The sequence below is a fragment of the Nocardioides sp. zg-1230 genome, assembly GCF_013155335.1.
GTDB lineage: Bacteria > Actinomycetota > Actinomycetes > Propionibacteriales > Nocardioidaceae > Nocardioides.
Window position 1 is genome coordinate 1,481,153 of sequence record NZ_JABJQZ010000001.1, and the last position, 22,295, is coordinate 1,503,447.

Annotated in this window: 22 protein-coding genes; 15 read left to right on the top strand and 7 right to left on the bottom strand. The window is 72.2% G+C overall.

Annotated features, from left to right (window positions below; genetic code table 11):
* Positions 1–53 precede the first annotated feature (53 nt).
* The 11 genes from HOO61_RS07195 (at position 54) to HOO61_RS07245 (ending at position 11,749) form a co-directional block, all read left to right on the top strand.
* Positions 54–995, top strand: coding sequence for a MetQ/NlpA family ABC transporter substrate-binding protein (locus tag HOO61_RS07195; protein ID WP_172257911.1), 942 nt, complete (start codon positions 54–56; stop codon positions 993–995).
* Between the two features lie 47 nt (positions 996–1,042).
* Positions 1,043–2,068 carry a methionine ABC transporter ATP-binding protein gene (locus HOO61_RS07200; protein ID WP_172257912.1) on the top strand — a complete coding sequence of 342 codons (1,026 nt, stop codon included), beginning with the start codon at positions 1,043–1,045 and terminating at the stop codon, positions 2,066–2,068.
* Between the two features lie 11 nt (positions 2,069–2,079).
* A complete protein-coding gene (locus HOO61_RS07205; RefSeq protein WP_216658724.1) occupies positions 2,080–2,730 on the top strand; it encodes a methionine ABC transporter permease in 651 nt (216 codons plus the stop codon).
* Positions 2,731–2,922: 192 nt separating this feature from the next.
* Positions 2,923–3,843 (top strand): Rossmann-like and DUF2520 domain-containing protein, encoded by a 921-nt coding sequence (locus tag HOO61_RS07210; RefSeq protein ID WP_172257914.1) that lies wholly within the window; start codon positions 2,923–2,925, stop codon positions 3,841–3,843.
* Positions 3,840–4,763, top strand: a complete 924-nt coding sequence (gene panC, locus HOO61_RS07215) for a pantoate--beta-alanine ligase (RefSeq protein ID WP_172257915.1) — start codon at positions 3,840–3,842, stop codon at positions 4,761–4,763. Before HOO61_RS07210 ends, panC begins: the two co-directional genes overlap by 4 nt.
* A 12-nt stretch (positions 4,764–4,775) precedes the next feature.
* Positions 4,776–5,192: an aspartate 1-decarboxylase gene (gene panD, locus HOO61_RS07220; RefSeq protein WP_172257916.1), complete on the top strand. Its 417-nt coding sequence runs from the start codon at positions 4,776–4,778 to the stop codon at positions 5,190–5,192.
* A gap of 9 nt (positions 5,193–5,201) precedes the next feature.
* Complete coding sequence (locus HOO61_RS07225) at positions 5,202–6,875, top strand: L-aspartate oxidase (RefSeq protein WP_172257917.1); 1,674 nt, start codon at positions 5,202–5,204, stop codon at positions 6,873–6,875.
* The gene (nadC, locus tag HOO61_RS07230; protein ID WP_172257918.1) at positions 6,872–7,789 is read left to right on the top strand and encodes a carboxylating nicotinate-nucleotide diphosphorylase; all 918 of its coding nucleotides are present in this window, start codon (positions 6,872–6,874) and stop codon (positions 7,787–7,789) included. Before HOO61_RS07225 ends, nadC begins: the two co-directional genes overlap by 4 nt.
* Before the next feature lie 7 nt (positions 7,790–7,796).
* A complete protein-coding gene (locus tag HOO61_RS07235) occupies positions 7,797–8,567 on the top strand; it encodes a type III pantothenate kinase (RefSeq protein ID WP_172257919.1) in 771 nt (256 codons plus the stop codon).
* A gap of 118 nt (positions 8,568–8,685) precedes the next feature.
* Positions 8,686–9,018, top strand: a complete 333-nt coding sequence (locus HOO61_RS07240; RefSeq protein WP_172257920.1) for an Lsr2 family protein — start codon at positions 8,686–8,688, stop codon at positions 9,016–9,018.
* A gap of 157 nt (positions 9,019–9,175) precedes the next feature.
* A complete protein-coding gene (locus tag HOO61_RS07245) occupies positions 9,176–11,749 on the top strand; it encodes an ATP-dependent Clp protease ATP-binding subunit (RefSeq protein WP_172257921.1) in 2,574 nt (857 codons plus the stop codon).
* A 31-nt stretch (positions 11,750–11,780) separates the two neighbouring features.
* On the opposite strand, the gene HOO61_RS07250 is transcribed toward HOO61_RS07245, so the two are convergent.
* The gene (locus HOO61_RS07250; RefSeq protein ID WP_172257922.1) at positions 11,781–12,662 is read right to left on the bottom strand and encodes an A/G-specific adenine glycosylase; all 882 of its coding nucleotides are present in this window, start codon (positions 12,660–12,662) and stop codon (positions 11,781–11,783) included.
* Positions 12,663–12,729: 67 nt separating this feature from the next.
* Between HOO61_RS07250 and HOO61_RS07255 the strand changes: the two genes are divergently transcribed.
* The 3 genes from HOO61_RS07255 to HOO61_RS07265 all read left to right on the top strand — a co-directional run bounded on the left by HOO61_RS07255 (position 12,730) and on the right by HOO61_RS07265 (position 14,341).
* Positions 12,730–13,542: a hypothetical protein gene (locus HOO61_RS07255; protein WP_172257923.1), complete on the top strand. Its 813-nt coding sequence runs from the start codon at positions 12,730–12,732 to the stop codon at positions 13,540–13,542.
* 119 nt (positions 13,543–13,661) lie between these two features.
* Complete coding sequence (locus HOO61_RS07260; RefSeq protein ID WP_172257924.1) at positions 13,662–13,970, top strand: hypothetical protein; 309 nt, start codon at positions 13,662–13,664, stop codon at positions 13,968–13,970.
* A gap of 5 nt (positions 13,971–13,975) precedes the next feature.
* Positions 13,976–14,341, top strand: coding sequence for a hypothetical protein (locus HOO61_RS07265; protein WP_172257925.1), 366 nt, complete (start codon positions 13,976–13,978; stop codon positions 14,339–14,341).
* Between the two features lie 197 nt (positions 14,342–14,538).
* On the opposite strand, the gene disA is transcribed toward HOO61_RS07265, so the two are convergent.
* Both disA and radA read right to left on the bottom strand, forming a co-directional pair.
* Positions 14,539–15,633, bottom strand: coding sequence for a DNA integrity scanning diadenylate cyclase DisA (gene disA, locus HOO61_RS07270; RefSeq protein ID WP_367650056.1), 1,095 nt, complete (start codon positions 15,631–15,633; stop codon positions 14,539–14,541).
* 118 nt (positions 15,634–15,751) lie between these two features.
* Positions 15,752–17,149 carry a DNA repair protein RadA gene (radA, locus tag HOO61_RS07275; protein ID WP_172257926.1) on the bottom strand — a complete coding sequence of 466 codons (1,398 nt, stop codon included), beginning with the start codon at positions 17,147–17,149 and terminating at the stop codon, positions 15,752–15,754.
* 143 nt (positions 17,150–17,292) lie between these two features.
* On the opposite strand from radA, the gene HOO61_RS07280 reads away from it, so the two are divergent.
* Positions 17,293–18,336: a LacI family DNA-binding transcriptional regulator gene (locus HOO61_RS07280; RefSeq protein WP_172257927.1), complete on the top strand. Its 1,044-nt coding sequence runs from the start codon at positions 17,293–17,295 to the stop codon at positions 18,334–18,336.
* A 7-nt stretch (positions 18,337–18,343) separates the two neighbouring features.
* Here the strand turns inward: HOO61_RS07280 and HOO61_RS07285 are convergent, their stop codons facing one another.
* The 4 genes from HOO61_RS07285 to eboE form a co-directional block, all read right to left on the bottom strand.
* On the bottom strand, positions 18,344–18,931 hold the full coding sequence (locus HOO61_RS07285; RefSeq protein ID WP_172257928.1) for a class I SAM-dependent methyltransferase: 588 nt from the start codon (positions 18,929–18,931) through the stop codon (positions 18,344–18,346).
* A 92-nt stretch (positions 18,932–19,023) separates the two neighbouring features.
* Entirely contained in the window at positions 19,024–19,662 is a 639-nt protein-coding gene (locus tag HOO61_RS07290) for a VOC family protein (protein ID WP_172257929.1), read from the bottom strand.
* A gap of 58 nt (positions 19,663–19,720) precedes the next feature.
* Positions 19,721–21,091 (bottom strand): nucleotide pyrophosphatase/phosphodiesterase family protein, encoded by a 1,371-nt coding sequence (locus HOO61_RS07295; protein ID WP_172257930.1) that lies wholly within the window; start codon positions 21,089–21,091, stop codon positions 19,721–19,723.
* 33 nt (positions 21,092–21,124) lie between these two features.
* A complete protein-coding gene (gene eboE, locus HOO61_RS07300; RefSeq protein ID WP_172257931.1) occupies positions 21,125–22,294 on the bottom strand; it encodes a metabolite traffic protein EboE in 1,170 nt (389 codons plus the stop codon).
* Between the last annotated feature and the right edge of the window lies 1 nt (position 22,295).

Here is a 22,295-nt window from a genome sequence, read left to right on the forward strand (position 1 = left end):
TGCGGGGTCCGGAGGTTCCCCTGGCTCAGGGACGTACGACGAGAGGCTCCGCCATGCCCGAGAACCACCCGCAGATCGCACCCCCCGCCAAGGGGCGTACGCCGCTCCTGGTCGGCATCGCCGTCGTCGTGGCGGTCGCCCTGGTGGCCGCCTTCCTCTGGTCCCGGGGAGGCGACGACGCCGGCGCCGCCAGCGGTGAGGAGCGCGAGAAGGTCGTGCTCGGCACCGTCGGTGCGAGCGACCCCTACTGGCAGCTGCTCGTCGACGCCGCGGCCGACGAGGGCATCGACCTCGAGGTCAAGGACTTCGCCGACTACACGCAGCCCAACCCCGCGCTGAGCGAGGGCGAGCTCGACATCAACCAGTTCCAGCACATCGTCTACCTCGCGGAGTACAACGTCGCGAACGACGACGACGTCGTGCCGCTGGGATCCACCGCGATCTACCCGCTGGGCCTCTACTCCTCGAAGGTCGACTCCGTCGAGGAGATCCAGGACGGCGACACGGTGGTCGTGCCCGACGACGACAGCAACCAGGCCCGCGCCCTGCTGATCCTCCAGTCGGCCGGTCTGATCACTCTCGAGGACGGCGGCTCCATCTTCTCCACGCTGGCCGACATCGACGAGTCCGCCTCCACGGTGCAGGTCAAGGCGATCAAGGCCGACCTCACGCCGACCTCGCTGCCCGACGTCGCCGCCGCGGTCATCAACAACGACTTCGTCGAGAAGGCCGGCCTCTCCTTCGAGGACGCGCTGGCCACCGACGACGTCGAGGACCCCAACGCGCTGCCGTACGTCAACGTCTTCGCCGTCCGCGCCGAGGACCGCGACGACCCGACGCTGCAGAAGCTCGTCGAGGTCTACCAGGAGACCCAGGCCGTCCTCGACGGCGTGCAGGACGTCTCCGGCGGTACCGCCGAGCTGGTGAAGATCCCCCAGGAGGACCTGCAGGCCTCGCTCGACGACGTCGAGGCCGACACCGCCGCGCAGCGATAGTCCGCGGCGCAGCAGTGACCGACACCCGAGCAGGGGAGGAGCCCACGATGCCGCTCGTCGAGCTGACCGACGTGCACAAGACGTTCCCGGCCGCCCGCGGCCGGACGCCCGTCGAGGCGATCCGCGGCGTCGACCTGACGGTCGAGTCCGGCGAGATCGTCGGCATCGTGGGCTACTCCGGCGCCGGGAAGTCCACCCTGGTGCGGCTGATCAACGCGCTCGAGACCACGACCGCGGGCAGCGTGCGGGTCGGCGGCCGGGAGGTCACCGGCCTCAAGGAGCGCGAGCTGCGCGAGGTGCGGCTGGGGATCGGGATGATCTTCCAGCAGTTCAACCTGTTCCGCTCGCGCACCGTCTGGGGCAACATCGCCTACCCGCTCGAGGTGGCGGGCGTCCCCACGCAGGAGCGGAACGCCCGGATCTCCGACCTGCTCCACTTCGTCGGCCTCGCCGACAAGGCGCACAGCCACGTCGAGGAGCTCTCGGGCGGCCAGAAGCAGCGGGTCGGCATCGCCCGGGCGCTCGCGACGAACCCGCAGCTGCTGCTCGCCGACGAGGCGACAAGCGCCCTCGACCCCGACACCACCCAGGAGGTGCTGGGCCTCCTGCGCCGGGTCAACCGCGAGCTCGGCATCACCATCGTGGTCATCACCCACGAGATGGACGTCGTGCGCAGCCTCGCGCACCGCGTCGTCGTCATGGAGGCCGGTCGCATCGTCGAGGAGGGACCGGTCGTGCGGGTGCTCTCCGACCCCCGGGAGCCGGTCACCCGCAGGTTCGTCTCGACCATCGTCGACGGGGAGCCCGACCCGGAGGCCCTGGCCGCCCTCCACGCCCGGCACGCCGGACGCTTCGTCACGCTCGCCTTCCGCGACGACGTACGCCAGAGCGACGTCTTCGCGGTGCTCCTCGAGCACGGCGTGCGCTTCGAGCTCGTCTTCGGCGGCATCGAGGAGGTCCAGGGCGCGACCTTCGGCAACCTGACCCTCGCCCTCGACGGCGATCCCGCAGCCGTGGACGCGGCCGTCGACGCCGTACGAGCACTCGTCCCGACGAAGGAGCTGGCCCGATGACCGACTCCAACATGAGCGAGCTCTGGCCCCTCTTCTGGGAGGCAGCGTGGGAGACCCTCTACATCGTCGCGATCACGCTGACCCTCGGCGGCCTGCTCGGCCTGCTGCTGGGACTGGGTTTGTACGTCACCCGCGGCGGCGGCCTCTACTCCAGCCGACCCGTCAACCTCGTGCTCAACGTGCTGGTGAACTTCTTCCGACCGATCCCGTTCGTCATCTTCATCGCCGCGGTCCAGCCGTTCGCCCGGGTGGTCGTGGGCACCGGCATCGGCAACCCGGCGATCATCTTCGCCCTCACGCTCGCCGCTGCCTTCGGCATCAGCCGCATCGTCGAGCAGAACCTCGTGACGGTCGACCCCGGCGTGATCGAGGCGGCGCGGTCCGTCGGGGCCAGCCGGGCGCGGATCGTGCGGACCGTGGTGCTGCCCGAGGCGCTCGGGCCGCTGGTGCTCGGCTACACCTTCGCGTTCGTCGCGCTGGTCGACATGACCGCGGTCGCCGGCGTCGTCGGCGGCGGCGGGCTGGGCAATTTCGCCCTCCAGTACGGCTTCCGGCAGTTCGACACCGTCGTCACCTGGACCGCCGTCATCGCGATCGTCGCGCTGGTGCAGGTCGTGCAGCTCGCCGGCAACACGACCGCCCGTCGGATTCTCCGCCGCTGACATATCTGAGGACGTGGTGGACGTGATCTGACCCAGATCACGTCCACCACGTCCTCAGATATCGGGTGTGCGACGCAGGACGTGGCCTTCGTCACGCCCCCGTCCCGTTCCCCCTGTGGAATCCGCAGGCGTAGGCTCGATGTTGATCGCAGTAGATCGGTACCCGAGAGGGACTGAAACGAAGAGGTCGACATGACGAAGACTGTTGGTGCGCGCCGGATCGGCGTGATCGGCGCTGGCCGGGTGGGCGCCGTCCTGGCCGCCGCCCTCCGCGCCGCGGGGCACGACGTCGTCGCCGCGGCGGGCGAGTCCGACGCGTCGCGCCGCCGGATCGACGCGCTGCTGCCGGGAGTGCCGGTTGCCAAGCCGACCGACGTCGCGCGCGCCAGCGACCTGCTGCTGCTCACAGTTCCCGACGACATGCTGTCCAACGTCGTCACCATGCTCAGCGCGAGCGGCGCGATCCACGCCGACCAGGTCGTCGTCCACACGAGCGGCCGCCACGGTCTCGCCGTGCTCGAGCCGGCCCGCGCGGTCGGTGCCCGCACCGTCGCCCTGCACCCGGCGATGACCTTCACCGGCACCGAGGTCGACCTGCCGCGCCTCACCGGCTGCGTGTTCGGCGTGACCGCCGACGAGGGCGACCGTGCGCTCGCGGAGTCCCTCGTCGCCGACCTCGGCGGTACGCCGATGTGGGTGCGGGAGGACCACCGCACGCTCTACCACGCAGGTCTCGCCCACGGCGCCAACCACCTCGTCACCCTGGTCGCCGAGGCGATGGAGATCCTGTCCGCCGCCGGCGCCGCCGACCCCGCCGCCACGCTGCGCCCGCTGCTGACCGCAGCGCTCGACAACGCGCTCGAGGACGGTGACGCCGCACTGACCGGGCCGATCGTTCGCGGTGACGTGGAGACCGTGCGCGCGCACGTCGCCGACCTGTCCACGACCGCTCCGCACACGCTGCCGTCGTACGTCGCCATGGCGCGCGCCACCCTCGACCGGGCCGTCACCGACGGCCGGATCCTGCCGATCCGCGCCGCCGCCATCCTGCGCGTCCTCGACGCCGCCGACAGCCCGGCGGCCCCGACCCCCCGCGACCGGCAGTCTCGATGACCTCCACCCCCGCCCTCGCGTCGACCCGCGAGGAGCTGGCCGGCCTGCTCGCACCCGCCCGTCGTGCCGGCAGCCGGATCGCCTTCGTGCCCACCATGGGCGCCCTGCACGACGGCCACGCCAGCCTCATCCGCACCGCGCGCGCGGCGACCGACGGGCCCGTGGTGGTGAGCATCTTCGTCAACCCGATGCAGTTCGCCCCGACCGAGGACCTCGACCGCTACCCCCGAACCCTCGACGCCGACCTGGAGGTCTGCGCGGCGGAGGGCGTCGACATCGTCTTCGCCCCGAGCGTCGAGGAGATGTACCCCGGCGGCTTCGGACACGACTCCGTCCACGACGGCGTCACGGTCTCGCCCGGCACCCTCGCCACGATCCTCGACGGCGCCTCGCGCCCGGGGCACTTCGACGGCGTGCTGACCGTCGTCGCCAAGCTGTTCGGCCTGGTCCGCCCCGACGTGGCGGTCTTCGGGCAGAAGGACTACCAGCAGCTCGCCCTCATCCGCCGGATGGTCAGCGACCTCTGCATGGGCATCGAGGTCGTCGGCGCCGAGACGGTCCGCGAGCCCGACGGCCTCGCCCTCTCCAGCCGCAACCGCTACCTCGACGCCGACGGGCGGCGGGCCGCGACGGCCCTCAGCCGGGCCCTGCGCGCCGCGCAGGAGCGGGCGGCGTACGGCGTACCTGCCGCGCGCTGGGCCGCGATGTCGGTGCTCAAGGCCGAGGCGGGCCTCGAGCTCGACTACCTCGCGCTCACGTCGGTCGACCTCGGCGAGCCGCCCGAGGTCGGCGAGGGACGGATCCTCGTGGCCGCGCGGGTGGGCACCACGCGCCTGATCGACAACATGCCCCTCACGTTCGACCGCATCGCCCCCGATGCGGCCCCGGCGGGGACCGCCACAGCGGCCTCGACCACCTGAAAGGAGCAGCTGATGCTGCGCACGATGATGAAGTCCAAGATCCACCGCGCCACCGTCACCCAGGCCGACCTGCACTACGTCGGGTCGGTGACGGTCGACGAGGACCTGCTCGACGCCGCCGACCTGCTCGCCGGCGAGCTCGTCCACATCGTCGACGTCACCAACGGCGCGCGCCTGGAGACTTACACGATCGCCGGCGAGCGCGGCTCGGGCGTGATCGGCATCAACGGTGCCGCCGCACGGCTGGTGCACCCCGGCGACACGGTGATCCTCATCGGCTACGGCCAGATGGACACCGCGGAGGCCAAGGAGCTCAAGCCGCACGTCGTCTTCGTCGACGCCGACAACAAGGTCATGGGCACCGGCTTCGACCCGGCCGAGACCTTCGGGGACGAGACGTTGTCCCGCGGTGACGTCCTCGCTCGATAGCCTGCGCGGATGATCCTCCACCGGCCGGTCCCGGGCCGCCTGCGCGCCCCGGCCCCCGGCTGGACCACCCGAGCCGACGTCGTCGTGGTGGGGTCCGGCATCGCCGGGCTCACCGCCGCGCTCCGCATCCACGCCGAGGATCCGGCGCTGCGCCTGCTCGTCGTCACCAAGGACGTCCTCGCGGCCGGGTCGACCCAGTGGGCCCAGGGCGGGATCGCGGCGGCCCTCGGACCGGGCGACACCCCCGAGCAGCACGAGCACGACACCCTCGTCGCGGGGGCCGGCGCCTGCGACGTCGAGGCCGTCCGGGTCCTGGTGACCGAGGGCCCCGAAGCGGTGCACGAGCTGATCGCGCTCGGCACGCAGTTCGACCACCACCCCGACGGCGAGCTGTCGCTGACCCGCGAGGGCGGCCACCACCGCGACCGCATCGCCCACGCCGGCGGTGACGCCACCGGCGCGGAGATCCAGCGCGCGCTGATCGCCGCGGTCGACCGGGCGCCCGAGATCGAGGTCATCCAGCACGCTCTGGCCGTCGACCTGCTCCGTGCCGCCGACGGGGGCGTCGCCGGCCTCACGCTGCACGTGCTCGGCGAGGGCCAGCACGACGGCGTGGGAGCCGTGCACTGCCGCGCGGTCGTGCTGGCCTCCGGTGGACTCGGCCAGGTCTTCAGCCAGTCCACCAACCCCAGCGTGTCCACCGGCGACGGGATGGCCGTCGCCATGCGCGCCGGCGCCCGGCTGCGCGACCTCGAGTTCGTCCAGTTCCACCCGACCGTGATGTGGCTCGGCCCCGACTCCCAGGGCCAGCAGCCGCTCATCTCGGAGGCGGTCCGCGGCGAGGGCGCCTTCCTCGTCGACGACGACGGCGACCGCTTCATGCAGGGCGAGCACCCGCTCGCCGACCTCGCCCCGCGCGACGTCGTCGCCAAGGCGATCACCCGCCGGATGATCGAGACGGGTCGCCCGCACGTGTGGCTCGACGCCCGGCACCTCGGGGAGTCGTTCTGGGAACGCCGCTTCCCCACGATCCTGGGCGTGTGCCGCGAGCACGGCGTCGACCCGGTGACCGAGCTCGTCCCGGTCGCACCCGCCCAGCACTACGCGTCCGGCGGCGTGGCCACCGACCTGTGGGGACGTACGACGGTCCCGGGCCTCTACGCCACCGGTGAGGTCGCCTGCTCCGGGGTCCACGGCGCCAACCGGCTGGCGTCCAACTCGCTGCTCGAGGGGCTGGTGTTCTCCCGGCGCATCGCCGAGGTGCTGCCCGGCGAGCTGCGCGACTGGGCCGACCCGGTCCCCGACGAGCGCCCGGCCGGGCTCGTCTCCGGCGACCGCCGCCGGTCGATGCAGGAGACGATGACGACCCGGGTCGGGGTGCTGCGCCACGCGGCGGGCCTCGCCGAGGCGCTGGCGTTCCTCGGCTCGCTCGACCACGGCGAGGCCGAGGCCGGGACGCCGGCCTGGGAGACCACCAACCTGCTCACGGTCAGCACCGCGCTCGCCGAGGCCGCCGCGCTGCGCACCGAGACCCGCGGCTCCCACTGGCGCGAGGACCACCCCGACCGCGACGACACCAGGGCCGGCCACGTCGACTCCTGGCTGGACGCGGACGGTCGCGTCGCGGTCGAGTGGACGTACTCCCCCTCGACCGACCCCTCGACTGCAGAGGTGCTGACATGACGAGCCTGCGTGACGTGCCTGCCGAGGTCCTCGACGACCTCGTCGCCGCGGGCCTCGACCCCGACCACGTGTGGGAGGTCGTGGGGCGCGCGCTCGAGGAGGACCTGCCCGAGGAGCCGCGCGTCGACCCCACCAGCGAGTCCACGATCCCGCTCGACGCCCGCGCCGAGGCCGTCTTCGCCGCGCGCGAGCCGGGTGTGGTGGCCGGGCTCGGCGTCGCCGCGGTCGCCTTCTCCATGGTGGGCGCCGACGCGACGATCACCGACCGCCTGCCGGACGGGACCCGCGTCGCGAAGGGCGACGTCGTGATGCGGGTCGAGGGACTGACCCAGCGGATGCTCGTCGCCGAGCGCACCGCGCTCAACCTCGCCTGCCACCTGTCCGGGATCGCCACCGCGACCGCCCGCTGGGTCGACGCGCTCGACGGCTCGCCGACGCGGGTCCTCGACACCCGCAAGACGCTGCCCGGGCTGCGGGCGCTGCAGAAGTACGCCGTGCGCTGCGGCGGCGGGCTCAACCACCGCACGAGCCTCCAGGACATGGCGATGGTCAAGGACAACCACGTCATCGCAGCCGGCGGCGTGCTCCCCGCGCTCGAGGCCATCCGCGGCCGCCATCCCGGGCTGCCGGTCGAGGTGGAGGTGACGACGCTCGACCAGCTCGACGACCTGCTCGCGCTGCCCGAGCCGCCGGAGCGGATCCTGCTCGACAACATGACCGACGAGCTGATGGCCGAGGCCGTACGACGTACGGCCGGGCGCGTGCCGCTCGAGGCGAGCGGCGGCATCACCCTCGAGCGGGCCGCGCGGATCGGTGCGACCGGCGTCGACTTCGTCTCGGTCGGGGCGCTCACCCACTCGGTGGTCGTCTTCGACATCGGCATGGACCTCACCACCCCGGACCTCGTGGGATGAGCGCCGCATGAGCCTGCTCGCCGCCGACATCGGCAACAGCCACACGTTCCTCGGCCTGCTCGACGGGGAGGAGGTCACCGCCCACTGGCGGGTCAACACCGACGAGCGCCGCACCGCCGACGAGTGGTCGGTCCTGCTGCGCGGGCTGCTCGCCGAGCGGCTCGACGACGTGGACGGCATCGTCGTGTGTGCGACGGTCCCGGCCGTGCTGCACGAGTGGCGCGAGATGCTCGAGAGCCACTTCGGTGACGTCACCGCCATCGTCGTCGAGCCGGGGGTGCGCACCGGCATCCCCGTCCTGATGGACAACCCGCGCGAGGTCGGCACCGACCGGATCGTGAACTCGCTGGCCGCCGCGACCCTCCACGGCGGTCCGGCGATCGTGGTCGACTTCGGCACCGCGACGACGTTCGACGTCGTCAACGGCAAGGGGCAGTACGTCGGCGGGGCCATCTCGCCGGGGATCGAGATCTCGCTCGAGGCGCTCGGGCGACGCGGGGCGCAGCTGCGCAAGGTCGAGCTTGCGCGTCCGCGCTCGGTGATCGCCAAGAACACCGTCGAGGCGCTGCAGAGCGGCATGGTCTTCGGTGTCGCGGCGCAGGTCGAGGGCCTGGTGGCGCGCATGATCGCCGAGCTCGGGGTGCATCCCGACGACGTCACCGTCATTTCGACCGGCCATTTGGCGGCGCTTCTCGTCGACGATTGTTCGTGTTTCACCGTGCATTCACCCTGGCTCACCCTGCATGGTCTGCGACTCGTATTCGAGCGCAATTCCTGAAGCGCTAATAAGAGGGGCCGTCAGGGAATTCCTGACTCCTTTGTGGAATTCGCCGAGCAATGCCACACTGCGCTCGACGCGTTGAGACCGCAGCGCTCAAAAAACAAAGGAATTCACCATGGCACAAAAGGTCAACATCGTCCTCGTCGACGACCTCGACGGCACCGAGGCCACCGAGACCGTCTCCTTCGGCCTCGACGGGACCACCTACGAGATCGACCTCAACGACGCCAACGCCGCTTCCCTGCGCGAGGCGCTGAGCGGCTACGTCGGCCACGCCCGCAAGGTCACCGGTGGCGGCCGTCGCACCCGGCGCTCCTCCGGCGGCTCCTCCTCGTCGTCCTCCAACACCAAGGACGTGCGCGAGTGGGCCAAGTCGCAGGGCATGGAGGTCTCCGAGCGCGGCCGGATCTCCGCCGACGTGCAGCAGGCCTACGACGCCGCCCACTGACGTACGACCCCTCCTCGCGCCGAGCCCGTTCGCTGTGAGCGGACGGGCTCGTGCATGGGGTGGGAACACGTAGGCTGATGTCGGGCGTTGAGCCCAGTGTCCGCGTTCCCGGCCCCACGGGAAGCACCGTGGACCACGCAGACGTAGAGGAGCGCACATGTTCGAGCGGTTCACCGACCGAGCCCGGCGAGTTGTCGTGCTGGCCCAGGAAGAGGCCCGCATGCTCTCCCACAACTACATCGGGACCGAGCACATCCTGCTCGGCCTCATCCACGAGGGCGAGGGCGTCGCCGCCAAGGCCCTCGAGTCCCTCGACATCTCCCTGGAGGCCGTGCGCGCCCAGGTCGAGGAGATCATCGGCCAGGGCCAGCAGGCCCCCTCCGGCCACATCCCGTTCACTCCGCGCGCCAAGAAGGTGCTCGAGCTCTCGCTGCGCGAGGCGCTCCAGCTCGGCCACTCCTACATCGGCACCGAGCACATCCTGCTCGGCCTGATCCGGGAGGGCGAGGGCGTCGCGGCCCAGGTCCTGCAGAAGCTCGGCGCCGACCTCAACCGGGTGCGCCAGCAGGTCATCCAGCTGCTCAGCGGCTTCCAGGGCAAGGAGTCGGCCACGGCCGGCGCCCAGACCTCCGGCTCCGGCGGTGAGGCACCCTCGAGCTCGCTGGTCCTCGACCAGTTCGGCCAGAACCTCACCCAGGCTGCGCGCGAGGGCAAGCTCGACCCCGTCATCGGGCGCGAGCAGGAGATCGAGCGCGTGATGCAGATCCTGTCGCGCCGCACGAAGAACAACCCCGTCCTCATCGGCGAGCCCGGCGTCGGCAAGACCACTATCGTGGCCGGCCTCGCACAGGACATCGTCAAGGGCAACGTGCCCGAGACGCTGAAGGACAAGCAGATCTACACGCTCGACCTCGGCGCCCTGGTCGCCGGCTCGCGCTACCGCGGTGACTTCGAGGAGCGCCTCAAGAAGGTGCTCAAGGAGATCCGCACCCGCGGCGACATCGTGCTGTTCATCGACGAGATCCACACCCTCGTCGGTGCCGGCGCTGCCGAGGGTGCGATCGACGCCGCCAGCATCCTCAAGCCGATGCTGGCCCGCGGCGAGCTGCAGACCATCGGTGCCACCACGCTGGATGAGTACCGCAAGTACCTCGAGAAGGACGCCGCGCTCGAGCGCCGCTTCCAGCCGATCCAGGTGCAGGAGCCCTCGATCGCGCACACCATCGAGATGCTCAAGGGTCTGCGCGACCGCTACGAGGCCCACCACCGCGTCACCATCACCGACGAGGCGCTGGTCTCGGCGGCGACGCTGGCCGACCGCTACATCTCCGACCGGTTCCTGCCGGACAAGGCGATCGACCTCATCGACGAGGCCGGTTCGCGCCTGCGCATCCGCCGGATGACCGCGCCGCCGGACCTGCGCGAGTACGACGAGAAGATCGGCGACGTGCGCCAGCGCAAGGAGGCCGCCATCGACGGGCAGGACTTCGAGGCCGCGGCCCGCCTGCGCGACGAGGAGAAGCAGCTCTCCGCCCGCCGTGCCGAGCGCGAGAAGCAGTGGCGTGCCGGTGACCTCGACGAGATCGCCGAGGTCGACGAGGAACTGATCGCCGAGGTCCTCGCCGTGGCCACGGGCATCCCGATCGTGAAGCTCTCGGAGGAGGAGTCCACCCGTCTGCTCAAGATGGAGGACGAGCTCCACAAGCGCGTCATCGGGCAGGAGGAGGCCGTCAAGGCGCTCTCCCGTGCGATCCGTCGTACGCGTGCCGGGCTCAAGGACCCCAAGCGTCCCGGTGGCTCGTTCATCTTCGCCGGCCCGTCCGGTGTCGGTAAGACCTGGCTGTCCAAGACGCTCGCGGAGTTCCTCTTCGGCGACGAGGACGCGCTCATCCAGCTCGACATGAGCGAGTTCTCCGAGAAGCACACCGTGTCGCGACTGTTCGGCTCGCCCCCCGGCTACGTCGGTTACGAAGAGGGCGGTCAGCTCACCGAGAAGGTGCGCCGCAAGCCGTTCTCCGTCGTCCTCTTCGACGAGGTCGAAAAGGCCCACCCCGACATCTTCAACAGCCTGTTGCAGATTCTCGAGGAGGGTCGCCTGACGGATTCGCAGGGTCGCGTGGTCGACTTCAAGAACACCGTCATCATCATGACCACCAACCTCGGCACCAAGGACATCTCCAAGTCCGTCAACCTCGGCTTCGGCCAGATGGGCGACGCTGCCGGCTCCTACGAGCGGATGAAGAGCAAGGTGTCGGAGGAGCTCAAGCAGCACTTCCGCCCCGAGTTCCTCAACCGTGTCGACGAGATCGTCGTGTTCCCGCCGCTGTCGCAGGAGCAGATCGTCGCGATGGTCGACAACATGATCGACGCCGTCGAGCTCCGGATGAAGGACCGCGACATGTCCCTGGAGCTCACCCAGCCCGCCAAGGCGCTGCTGGCCGAGCGCGGCTTCGACCCGGTCCTCGGTGCCCGTCCGCTGCGGCGCACGGTGCAGCGCGAGATCGAGGACGTGCTCGCCGAGAAGATGCTCTTCGGCGAGGTCGGCCCGGGCCAGATCGTGCTCGTGGACGTCGAGGGCGAGGGCCCGCAGGCGAAGTTCACCTTCCGCGGCCAGAAGAACTCCACGGTCCCCGACATGCCGCCGCTCGAGACGGTCGTCGAGGGTCCGACGGGCGAGGGTCCTGACGACTCCGCCGGACCGACGGACATCCCGAAGTCCACGGAGTCATGAGCAGGGAGGCCTGACCCCAGGCATCAGTCGATCACCCCGGGAGCGCCCAGCGCCCCGGGGTGATCTGCGTCAGGAGCCCGTCGGCGACGAGCCCGGCCAGGCAGCGCTCGCGCTGCCCGGCGTCGGGCCACGCGCCCTCCACCTGCTCGGCCGAGACCGAGTCCGCCTCACGGGCGAGGGCGAGGATCCGCCCGCGGCACTGCCGGTCGGTGCCCGCCCAGGCCTGCCCGCGGCGGGGAGGTCCGTCGTACGCCGGGAAGCCGGCGCCGCGCCACGCGCACACCCCGGCGACCGGGCAGGCCGCGCACGTCGGCTGGCGGGCAGTGCACACCAGCGCGCCGAGCTCCATCGTCGCAACGGCCCACGTGGCCGCCGTCGCCTCGTCGTCGGGGAGCAACGACGTCGCCACGTCGCGCTCGGCACGCGTGACGGCAGGCGCCGGGAACTCCTGCCCCGACACCGCCCGCACCAGCACCCGGCGGACGTTGGTGTCGAGCACGACGTGCCGCCGCCCGAAGGCGAAGCTGGCGATGGCCGAGGCCGTGTAGTCGCCGACGCCGGGGAGCGCGAGCAGGTCGTCGTACGACGCCGGCACCGCGCCGTCGTGGCGCTCGACGATGGCCGTCGCCGCGGCATGGAGGCGGAGCGCGCGGCGGGGGTAGCCGAGCCGGCCCCACATCCGCACCGCCTCACCGGTGGAGTCGTCGGCGAGCGCGGCCGGGGTCGGCCACCGCTCCAGCCAGGCGGCGTGCACGGGCAGGACACGTGCCACCGGTGTCTGCTGGAGCATGAACTCGCTGACCATCACCGACCAGGGCGTGGCGGACACCCCGCGCCACGGCAGCTCCCGCGCGTGGCCGTCGTACCAGTCGAGCACCGCGTCGTGCAGCGCGCTGGGAGAGGGGGCATCCATCGCGGCGATCGTAGGTGAGCCGGTGCGCCTCCGCCGAGACGGGGCGGCGGCTCCCTAACCTGAGCCCATGCCGACGACCGTACGACCTCGTGGGCCGCTCCCGGCCCGGGTCTACTGGACCCGACGGATCATCGTGCTCGCCGTCCCGATCCTGCTCGTCGTCGTGATCGCCCGCGTCCTCGGCGGCTCGGCCGACGCCAAGGACGAGTCGACGGCGAAGGCGACCCAGGCCGGCGCCACCACCGCGGCGACGACGGCCGCGCCCACCGCCGGTCCGACCGTCGAGGTGGCACCGGGAGCCGGCAAGAAGGGCAAGAAGGGCAGGGAGAACCGCACCGAGGAGGTCGTGCCCCCGGAGCCCGTGCTGGCCGAGCCGACCGGCCCGTGCACCGAGTCCGACATCGTCGCCACACCCGTCCTCACGTCCGCCCCCGGCGGTGCGGACGTCCCGATCACCATCAACCTCCGCACCATCACCGCCGAGGCCTGCACCTGGCAGGCGTCGCCGGAGACGATGACGGTGACGATCACCTCCGGCAGCGACTACATCTGGAGCAGCCGCGAGTGCCCGGCCTCGATCCCGCCGCAGGACGTGGTGGTCCGCCAGGCCGTCGACGCCCCGGTGGTGGTGACGTGGTCGGCCAAGCGCTCCGACGAGGAGTGCACGCAGTGGACCGAGTGGGCGATGCCCGGCTTCTACCACGTGCAGGCCGCCGCCCTCGGTGGTGACGCCACCGACGTGCAGTTCGAGCTCACCGGCGGTGTGCCCGCGGTCGTCACCACGACGGCCGACCCGCAGCCGCAGGGCGGCAAGGACAAGAAGAACGGCGACACCGCGCACACGCCCGGCGAGGACGGCGCCGGCAACTCCGCCGGCTGACGGCCGACACCGTGCCCGGTCCTCCCGGACTCCACCGGTTCTCCCGGTAGTTCGGGCCGTTCGACCCTGTGGCGGGGTGCTCGCGCGCGGGACGCTTGAGGTGTTCCAGGAGGTGTGTCATGAGGACCCTCGAGAAGAAGGGCGTCCTTCCCGGCGCGGCCGTCGCCGGAACTGTCACGCTGGTGCTCGGCATCCTGTTCGCGCTCGCCGTCGGGTATGCGTACCTGCTGAGTCTCGCCGATGCCGTGAACCCACCCGACTGGGCGCGCGTCGTCGGTCTGCTCTGGCTCCCGGTCGGGCTCGCCGGCGTACCGGTCGGCTACTACTGGGCGCGCGGCGGTCCCCGTGAGCCGCGGGCCGAGCTCGGCCTCGTCGTCGCGCTGGCCGCGGCGCTCGCCTTCGTCGTCCTCGTCGTCGTCTGGGGGTGAGGGACATGACCGCCACCCGCGTGCACCTGGAAACGGACGCCACCACGAGCCTGCGCCGGGCCTGGTGGTCCCTGCTCGGCTTCGTCGTGACCTTCTTCCTCGCGTTCGGGGTCGGGGAGGGCCTGGCCTCGGCGCTCGGCCACCCGCCGGGCGGCGACCAGCCTGCCGAGCTGTGGGTGATGGTGGTCGCGACGTTGCCCGCCCTGCTGGTCTTCGTCCTGCCCGCCGTCCCCGCCGTGCTCTACGGGCGCCGGGCGATGCGGCTCGGTGAGCCCCGCGGGCGCTCCCCGGCCGTCGTCGCCGTCGTCGTCGCCAGCGGCTTCGTCCTGCTCAACCTCGTCTCGGGCGTCGCGGTGCTGCTCGCCGGCTGAGGTCGTCGTACGTCGCGCGGGTGGGCGGTGTCGGAGCCACATTCTCCGGCCGAGGAATGTGGCTCGGCCACCGCTCGGGCGGCGGCTCAGGTGAGATTTCGACGCGGCCGTCACGACCTCGTCCCTTCGGTCGTGGGCCTTGCTCAATCTGGCCGCGCCCACGTCGACCGCTCGCTCCTCGCGGTCGACCGCGCGTCTCAGATGTAGCGCTCGGTGATGCTGGACTCGGCGAGGCGGGAGAGGCCCTCGCGCACGCTGCGGGCGCGGAGCTCGCCGACCCCCTCGACGGCCTGGAGGTCTTCGATGCCGGCGGAGAGCAGCTGCTGGAGCCCGCCGAAGTGGTCGACGAGGCGGTCGACGACGGCGGCGGGGAGGCGGGGGACCTTGGCGAGGAGCCGGTAGCCGCGGGGGGCGACGGCGGCGTCGAGGTGCTCGGCGCCGCCGAGGCCGATGGCCCGGGCCACGGAGGCCGGGTCGACCAGCTCGGTGGGGGAGAGGGCCTCGAGCTCGGCGATGTGGGCGGCCGGGCTGGCCAGGCGGCGTCGGCCGCCGGGGAGGTAGTCGCGCACGACGAGGTCGCGCTCGGCGTCGACCCCGGTGACGAGCTCCTCGAGCTGGAGGGACAGCAGGCGCCCGTCGGTGCCGAGCTCGAGGACGTAGTCCTCGATCTCGCGGGCGATCCGGATGACCATCTCGAGGCGCTGGGCCACGACTGCCACGTCGCGCACGGTGACGAGGTCCTCGATCTCGAGGGCGGACAGCGTCGCGGACACCTCGTCGAGGCGCAGCTTGTAGCGCTCGAGCGTGGCGAGCGCCTGGTTGGCGCGGGACAAGATCTTGCCGGAGTCCTCGAGCACGTGGCGGATCTCGCCGACGTAGGCCGCGATGATCTGCATCGACTGCGACACCGAGATCACGGGGTGGCCGGTTTGCTTAGCCACGCGCTCGGCGGTGCGGTGCCGGGTGCCGGTCTCCTCCGACGGGATCGTGTGGTCGGGCATCAGGTGGACCGCTGCCCGGTGGACCCGGGTGATGTCCTTGTCGAGGATGATCGCGCCGTCCATCTTGGCGAGCTCGCGCAGGCCGGTCGCGGTGAAGGGCACGTCGAGGGTGAAGCCGCCGGTCGCGATCGACTCGACGGTCCGGTCCTGGCCGAGCACGATCAGCGCGCCGGTGCGCCCGCGCAGGATCCGCTCGAGCCCGTCTCGTAGCGGTGTGCCAGGCGCGATCGAGGCCAGGGTCGCGCGCAGCCTCAGCTGCTCGTCGATGCGCTCTGCCACCGGTCCCTCCACGTGCTCTCTCCTCGGGCGCCCCCGTGCGCCATCGGGTGAAGTGTAGGGGTGCGCGGACCCGATCCACCGATCCTTTCCGCTGAGCGAGGACTCGGGCGAGGACTCGGTGACCCGCTCGTCAGAGTGGCGGCACGAGGTCGAGGGTGAGCAGCGCCCCCACGACGTCGTCGACCTCGACCACCCGGAGGTCGTCGACCATGCGCCGGGACGGGATCCCGCGCTCGCTCGGGAGCGCCCGTCCACGGGGCACGACGGCGACCTTGAAACCGAGGCGCGACGCCTCGGCGATGCGCTGCGGCAGGTCGCGCACCCGGCGCAGCTCGCCGGCCAGACCGATCTCGCCGATGGCCACGGCACCTCGCGGCGGCGGCACACCCAGGTGGGAGCTGGCCACGGCGACCGCGATCGCCAGGTCGGCTGCCGGGTCGTGGAGCTTGGCCCCGCCGACGGTGGCGACGAAGGTGTCGCTGCCGGCGATCCGCAGGCGGGCGTGGCGCTGCAGCACCGCGAGGACCATGTCGACCCGCGAGGACTCCACGCCCGAGACCGTGCGGCGCGGTCGCTCCAGGGGCGACGCGGTGAGCAGCGCCTGGACCTCCGCCAGCAGCGGGCGGCGTCCCTCCATCGTCACGGCGACGCAGGTGCCGGAGACGTCCTGGGTGTGGTGCTCGACGAAGAGCCCGGTGGGATCGGTGACGGCCGCGATGCCCTCGGAGGAGAGGTCGAAGCAGCCCACCTCGTCGACCGGGCCGTAGCGGTTCTTCATGGCGCGGACCATGCGGAAGCGGGAGTTGCGGTCGCCCTCGAAGTGGAGGACCACGTCGACGAGGTGCTCGAGCACCCGCGGCCCGGCGATCGAGCCATCCTTGGTGACGTGACCGACGAGGACGGTCGTGATGTTGCGGGTCTTGGCGACCCGGATCAGCGCCGCGGCGACCTCCTTGACCTGTGTCACCCCGCCGGGCACGCCGTCGATGCCCGAGGCGCCGATGGTCTGCACGGAGTCGACGACCAGCAGCGTCGGGCGCACGTCCTCGATGTGGGTGAGCAGCGCGCCCAGGTCGGTCTCGGCAGCGAGGAATAGCTCGTCGTGCACGCCGCCGGTGCGGTCGGCGCGCAGGCGCACCTGGGCGGCGGACTCCTCGCCGGTGACGTAGAGGGTGCGCTGGCGGGTGCGCGCGGTCTGCGCGGCCACCTCGAGCAGCAGCGTGCTCTTGCCGACGCCCGGCTCGCCGGCCAGCAGGATCGCGGCGCCGGGCACCAGCCCGCCGCCGAGCACGCGGTCGAGCTCGGGCACGCCGCTGGAGCGTGCGACCGACTCGGTGATGGCGACCTGGCCGATGGGCACCGCCGGCGTCGACACCGGGCCAGCGGCGGCACGCAGGGTGGGGGCACCCGCCTCGGCGACGGACCCCCAGGCCTGGCACTCGCCGCACCGGCCGACCCACTTGGCCGTCTCCCACCCGCACTCGGAGCAGCGGTAGGAGGAGCGCGTCCGGGCGGTCTTCGTCGACATGGGCCCCACGCTAGGTGAGCGCACCGACACCGCGGCGCGCGCCGCGCGTGGGCACTCACCCGTCCGGCGGGCGTGCGCGAGGAAGCCCGGGGCTTATGCTCACCTCGATTGGATCGATCTAGGGCGATCGGGACGGGGGAAGCATGGCGCGCAACGAGCACCGCAGCGGCAGCACGCTGCCCGTGACCCCGCCGACCCTCGCCGACGTCGCCGAGCGAGCGGGCGTCTCGCGCCAGACGGTCTCCAACGCGGTCAACAACCCCGACCTGTTGCGCCCCGACACCCTCGAGCGCGTGCGCCAGACGATCGCCGAGCTCGGCTACTCGCCCAACCGGGCTGCCCGCAACCTCCGCACCCGGACGTCGTCGCTGATCGGCCTGCGCTTCGCCCCCGCCCAGGAGGGCACCGCCAACGCGGCGATGGACCGCTTCGTGCACTCCCTCGTCGAGGCGAGCGAGGAGGTGGGCTACCACGTCCTCCTCTTCCCCGGCGACGACGAGGACCCGGTCGGTGGCTACGACAACCTGCTGCGTTCGACCGCCGTGGATGCCTTCGTCGTCACCGACACCTACCTCGGCAACCCGCAGGCCACCTGGCTCAGCCAGCAGCGCGCCCCCTTCGTGGCGTTCGGCCGGCCGTGGGACGACGACGTCGCCCGGCACGTGTGGGTCGACGTCGACGGCGCCGCGGGCATCGCGCTCGCCACCCAGCACCTCATCGACCGCGGTCACACCCGCATCGCCTGGATCGGCTGGCGCAAGGACTCCCCGATCGGCGAGGACCGTCGCTCGGGCTGGGTGCGCACGATGCACGCCAACGGCCTGTCCACCACCGGCCTGGCCTCGCGGGTCGAGGACGTCGTGCACAGCGGGGCCGAGGCGGCGGCCGTCCTGCTCGACGAGTCCGCGCCCACGGCGTTCGTGTGTGCGTCCGACACCCTCGCGATGGGCGTGCTCCACACGCTCTGGATCCGCCAGCTCGCCCCCGGCACGGACATCGCCGTCGTCGGCTTCGACGACTCGCAGGTCGCGCAGGTCTACCCGGTCGGCCTCACGTCCGTACGCCAGCCGCTGGAGGACGTCGCGGTCGAGATCGTCCGCACCCTGCGCGCGCTGCTGTCGCACCAGCCCGTCGAGACCCGTGGCGTCCTCCTCGAGCCGACGCTGGCGATCCGCGGGTCGAGCTGACCGAAGCTCAGAAGTGGCGCCACCACAGGTTGACCGCGTAGTCGACCTCGGTGCCGGTGTGGGAGGCGAGGGCCTCTTCGGCAGCGGCGGGCGGCAGCTCGATGCGGACGACCGACTCGAGGTCCTCGCGCGACCCGAAGGACCAGTCCATGTCGATCGGCCGACGCTGCCAGCCGTGCATCGACCAGAACCGCTCGACCGCCTCGGGGTCGACCTCCGGGAAGCCGCGACGGAACCAGCCGCCGAAGGTGGAGCGGGTGGGGTCGTTGTCAATGACGTACGCCGTCCCGCCGCGGCGTACGACCCGGTCGAGCTCGCGGAGACCGGGCTCGGAGCCGGGGCCGAAGAAGTAGGCCCAGCGGGCGTGGACCACGTCGACGGACGCGTCGGGCAGGGGCAGGTCCTGCGCGCCACCCTCGAGGACGCGGACGTGGGCGAGCGAGCGCGTACGCCGCCGGGCGAGGGCGACCAGCGGCGGGTGCGGCTCGACGCCGACGACCTGCGCCGCTGACCGGGCCCACAGCGGGAGGTGGAAGCCGCTGCCGCAGCCGACGTCGAGGACCGTGCGCCCGGCCCAGTCGCCGATCTCGCGCATCGCGGTGACGATGCGGTCGTGGGGGTCGGCGGCGCGGTTCTCGAGCTCGTAGAGCTCGGGGGTGTTCCAGATGTTCGGGGAGGGGCGGGGCTTCAGATCCGCACCAGGCCGTTGGGGGTCTGCAGCTGGACCGCGACGATGCCGGGGGTGCCGTTGGGGGCGACCCACTCGACCTTCACGTCCTCGAGCGGAGCCTCGACGGTCTCGCCCAGCCACTCGCTGACCCGCTGCGGGTCGCCCGCGATCTCGAGGCAGTCCAGGGAGAAGTCGCCGGTCGCGCCGTTGCTGGGGTGCAGGGCGGGGGAGGACTGCCACTGGATGAAGAAGGGCAGCTGCGGGTCGGAGAGCAGCCCGTTGACGCCGATCTGCTGCCACAGCAGCTCGGTGCCGTCGGGACGGCGCCGGTTGCCCTTCACGGCCTCGCGGCCGAGCCGCGCCTCGAGCTGGGTGATGTCGGCGACCGAGACGACCCAGCCGAGCCAGCCGCCGCCGAGGGCGGAGCGGGCGCGGACGGCCTGGCCGAAGGGGGCCTTGTCGCTGGCGGGGTGGTCGAGGACCTCGACGATCTCCATGTAGATGTCGCCGGCCAGCGGCAGGGTCATGTTGCGGGTGCCGAAGCGGGGATGGATCCCGCCGTCGACGAACTCCGTGCCGAGCAGCCCCCCGATGCGCTGGGCGGTGCTGGCAAGTCCATCAGGTCCGGCGGCGAAGCTGACGTGGTCCAGGCGCATGACCAGATTCTGGTCCGCGCGCACCGTGCGTGCGACACCGGGGTCTGGTTTCTTGACGTCAAGACGTGCCGGCGAGCCTCAGCAGCAGGTCGCGCACGTCGGTGGCGGCCACCGAGCCGGCGACCGCGTCCGGGGTGCTGCACACGAGCATCGGGCCGAGCGTCGGGTCCTTCGGCAGCCGCCCGTGCGTGCCCCGCACCGGTGACGGGTCGAGCGGCACGACCTTCATCGCGTAGCGCAGTCCCGCCATCTTCCGCGCGAGGGTGAGCCCGGCCTTGAGCTTGACCGCCTTGTCCTCGGGGTCGAAGAACAGCTCGGCGGGGTCGTAGCCGGGCTTGCGGTGGATCTCCACCCCGCGGGCGAAGTCGGGCGCCCGGGCGTCGTCGAGCCAGTAGTAGTAGGTGAACCACGCGGTCTCGTCGGCGACCAGCACCAGGTCGCCGGAGCGCTCGTGGTCGAGGCCGTACGCCGCCTGGGCGCTGCGGTCGAGCACCTGGTCGACGCCCGGCAGGTCGGCGCACATACCGCGCACCGTCTCCAGGTCGGCGGGGTCGTCGACGTAGACGTGGGCGACCTGGTGGTCGGCGACGGCGAAGGCGCGCGAGGTCCAGGGGTCGAGGTACTCCATGCCGTCCTGGGTGTAGACCTCGAGCATCCCGCTGCGGCGGAGCATCCGGTTGACGTCCACCGGCTGGTCGGCGTGGGTGATGCCGTACTCCGAGAGCACCAGCACGGTCACGCCGGTCCGCTCGGCGTCGTCGAGGAGCGGAGCCAGGGCGGTGTCGATCTCGCGGGCGGCCCGCACGGCCTCGTCCGAGTCGGGGCCGAAGCGCTGCAGGTCGTAGTCGAGGTGCGGGACGTAGCAGAGCGTGAGGTCGCTGCGCGGCATCAGCCGGCGGGTGGCGGCGATGATCCACTCGCTCGAGGCGATCGCCGCGGTCGGGCCCCAGTAGGTGAACAGCGGGAACTCGCCGAGCGCGCCGACGAGCTCGTCGTGCAGCTCCGGCGGGCGGGTGTAGCAGTCGGGGGCCTTCTTGCCGTCGGCGTAGTAGATCGGCCGCGGCGTGACGGTGTAGTCCGTCGTCATGCCCATGGCGTACCACCAGCAGACGTTGGCGACGGTGTAGTCGGGACGCTCCCGCCGGATGGTCTCCCACACCTTCTCGCCGTCGACGAGCTTGTTGTGCTGGCGCCAGAGGAAGACCTCGCCCAGCTCGCGGAAGTACCACCCGTTGCCCACGGCGCCGTGCCCCGACGGCGGCAGGCCGGTGAGGAAGGTCGACTGCACCGAGCACGTCACGGCGGGGAGGATCGGCTCGAGGGTCGCCTGGGAGCCCTGCGCCGCAAGGCTCCGCAGCCTCGGCATGTGTCGGAGCAGGTCGGGGGTGAGGCCGACGAGGTCGACGACGAGCAGCTTGGGGTGGGCCACGGTGGCGTCCTGTCTGGGTGGGGAACGGGGGTGTCAGTCGAGCGGGGTGAGGCCGAGCCCGACGAGCTGGTCGCGGACCCACGCCAACTCGGCGGCGAGCCCGGCGGCCAGGGCGTCGTCGTCGGCGGGGGCACCGTCGGGCAGGACGGACCAGGTGTAGGTCTCGACCTCGAGGTGGTCGGTGCGGGCGGTGTCGCCGCCGAGGAGGGCGGCGAGCGACGCGCGCAGGTCGTCGCGGCTGTTGCGGAGCGGAGGGGCCGGGTCGGCGTGGACCGGCACGTGGAAGTGCACCCGCCACGGTGACCGGTCGTCCAGCGGCCGCCGTCCCTCGAGGGCGTCGGGCAGGTCGTCGCGTGAGGCGAGTCGCTGGCCCACGCGCTGGCGGACCTGGTGCAGGAAGCGGTCCTCGGAGTACGACGTCAGCGCGGCGCGGGCGTCGGGGTCGGCCGGGTCGTCGACGACGAGCGCGGCGGCCGGCTGCACCTTGACCACGTCGAGGCCGGCGGCGTCGAGGCGGGCGAGGGCCTCGGCGGCGTCCTCGAAGCCGACGGCGAGGTGACAGAGGTCGAGGCAGACGCCGATGCGCTCGCGGTCGGCGGAGTCGAGCCGGTCGACCGCTTCCGCGATCGTCTCAACGACGCAGCCGGGCTCGGGCTCGAAGGCCACGCGCACGGTGCGGCCGGTCTCGGCCTCGACCTCGGCCAGACCCTCGGCGAGGGCCTTGAGGTGCAGCTCGGCCTGCGACTGGCGGTCGGCCAGCCACGGCGCCCGCCAGGCCAGCGGCAGGGTCGAGATGCTGCCGCGGGCGACGTCCTCGGGCAGCAGTGCGGCCAGCACCCGGGCGACGTCGAGCGTGTAGTCGAGCCGGGCCCGTTCCGCCCAGGTCGGGTGGTAGACGCGCTTCTTGACGACCTCGTCCTGGAAGGCGGCGTAGGGGAAGGCGTTGAGGGTGACGATCTCGACGCCGTGCGCGTCGATCGCCTCACGCAGCCGGGCGACGGCGTCGAGGTCGGACGCGAGCCGGCGCGCGGCGGCCGCCGGGAGCCACATCCCGAGGCCGACCCGGTCGGTGCCGAGGTGCTGGCGCAGCCGGTCGCCGTACGTGCCCACCTGGGCGATCAGGCCGTCGACGTCCTCGGCCGGCAGGACGTTGGTGCCGTAGCCGAGGTGGACGACGGTGCCGTCGGGGTGCCGCAGCCTCATC

What these genes read in the sequence shown, in the direction of transcription:
- HOO61_RS07195 (WP_172257911.1), top strand. Translation starts at nt 54, where the DNA reads ATGCCCGAGAACCACCCGCAGATCGCACCCCCCGCCAAGGGGCGTACG.
- HOO61_RS07200 (WP_172257912.1), top strand. Translation starts at nt 1,043, where the DNA reads ATGCCGCTCGTCGAGCTGACCGACGTGCACAAGACGTTCCCGGCCGCC.
- HOO61_RS07205 (WP_216658724.1), top strand. Translation starts at nt 2,080, where the DNA reads ATGAGCGAGCTCTGGCCCCTCTTCTGGGAGGCAGCGTGGGAGACCCTC.
- HOO61_RS07210 (WP_172257914.1), top strand. Translation starts at nt 2,923, where the DNA reads ATGACGAAGACTGTTGGTGCGCGCCGGATCGGCGTGATCGGCGCTGGC.
- panC (WP_172257915.1), top strand. Translation starts at nt 3,840, where the DNA reads ATGACCTCCACCCCCGCCCTCGCGTCGACCCGCGAGGAGCTGGCCGGC.
- panD (WP_172257916.1), top strand. Translation starts at nt 4,776, where the DNA reads ATGCTGCGCACGATGATGAAGTCCAAGATCCACCGCGCCACCGTCACC.
- HOO61_RS07225 (WP_172257917.1), top strand. Translation starts at nt 5,202, where the DNA reads ATGATCCTCCACCGGCCGGTCCCGGGCCGCCTGCGCGCCCCGGCCCCC.
- nadC (WP_172257918.1), top strand. Translation starts at nt 6,872, where the DNA reads ATGACGAGCCTGCGTGACGTGCCTGCCGAGGTCCTCGACGACCTCGTC.
- HOO61_RS07235 (WP_172257919.1), top strand. Translation starts at nt 7,797, where the DNA reads ATGAGCCTGCTCGCCGCCGACATCGGCAACAGCCACACGTTCCTCGGC.
- HOO61_RS07240 (WP_172257920.1), top strand. Translation starts at nt 8,686, where the DNA reads ATGGCACAAAAGGTCAACATCGTCCTCGTCGACGACCTCGACGGCACC.
- HOO61_RS07245 (WP_172257921.1), top strand. Translation starts at nt 9,176, where the DNA reads ATGTTCGAGCGGTTCACCGACCGAGCCCGGCGAGTTGTCGTGCTGGCC.
- HOO61_RS07250 (WP_172257922.1), bottom strand. Translation starts at nt 12,662, where the DNA reads ATGGATGCCCCCTCTCCCAGCGCGCTGCACGACGCGGTGCTCGACTGG.
- HOO61_RS07255 (WP_172257923.1), top strand. Translation starts at nt 12,730, where the DNA reads ATGCCGACGACCGTACGACCTCGTGGGCCGCTCCCGGCCCGGGTCTAC.
- HOO61_RS07260 (WP_172257924.1), top strand. Translation starts at nt 13,662, where the DNA reads ATGAGGACCCTCGAGAAGAAGGGCGTCCTTCCCGGCGCGGCCGTCGCC.
- HOO61_RS07265 (WP_172257925.1), top strand. Translation starts at nt 13,976, where the DNA reads ATGACCGCCACCCGCGTGCACCTGGAAACGGACGCCACCACGAGCCTG.
- radA (WP_172257926.1), bottom strand. Translation starts at nt 17,149, where the DNA reads ATGTCGACGAAGACCGCCCGGACGCGCTCCTCCTACCGCTGCTCCGAG.
- HOO61_RS07280 (WP_172257927.1), top strand. Translation starts at nt 17,293, where the DNA reads ATGGCGCGCAACGAGCACCGCAGCGGCAGCACGCTGCCCGTGACCCCG.
- HOO61_RS07285 (WP_172257928.1), bottom strand. Translation starts at nt 18,931, where the DNA reads ATGCGCGAGATCGGCGACTGGGCCGGGCGCACGGTCCTCGACGTCGGC.
- HOO61_RS07290 (WP_172257929.1), bottom strand. Translation starts at nt 19,662, where the DNA reads ATGCGCCTGGACCACGTCAGCTTCGCCGCCGGACCTGATGGACTTGCC.
- eboE (WP_172257931.1), bottom strand. Translation starts at nt 22,294, where the DNA reads ATGAGGCTGCGGCACCCCGACGGCACCGTCGTCCACCTCGGCTACGGC.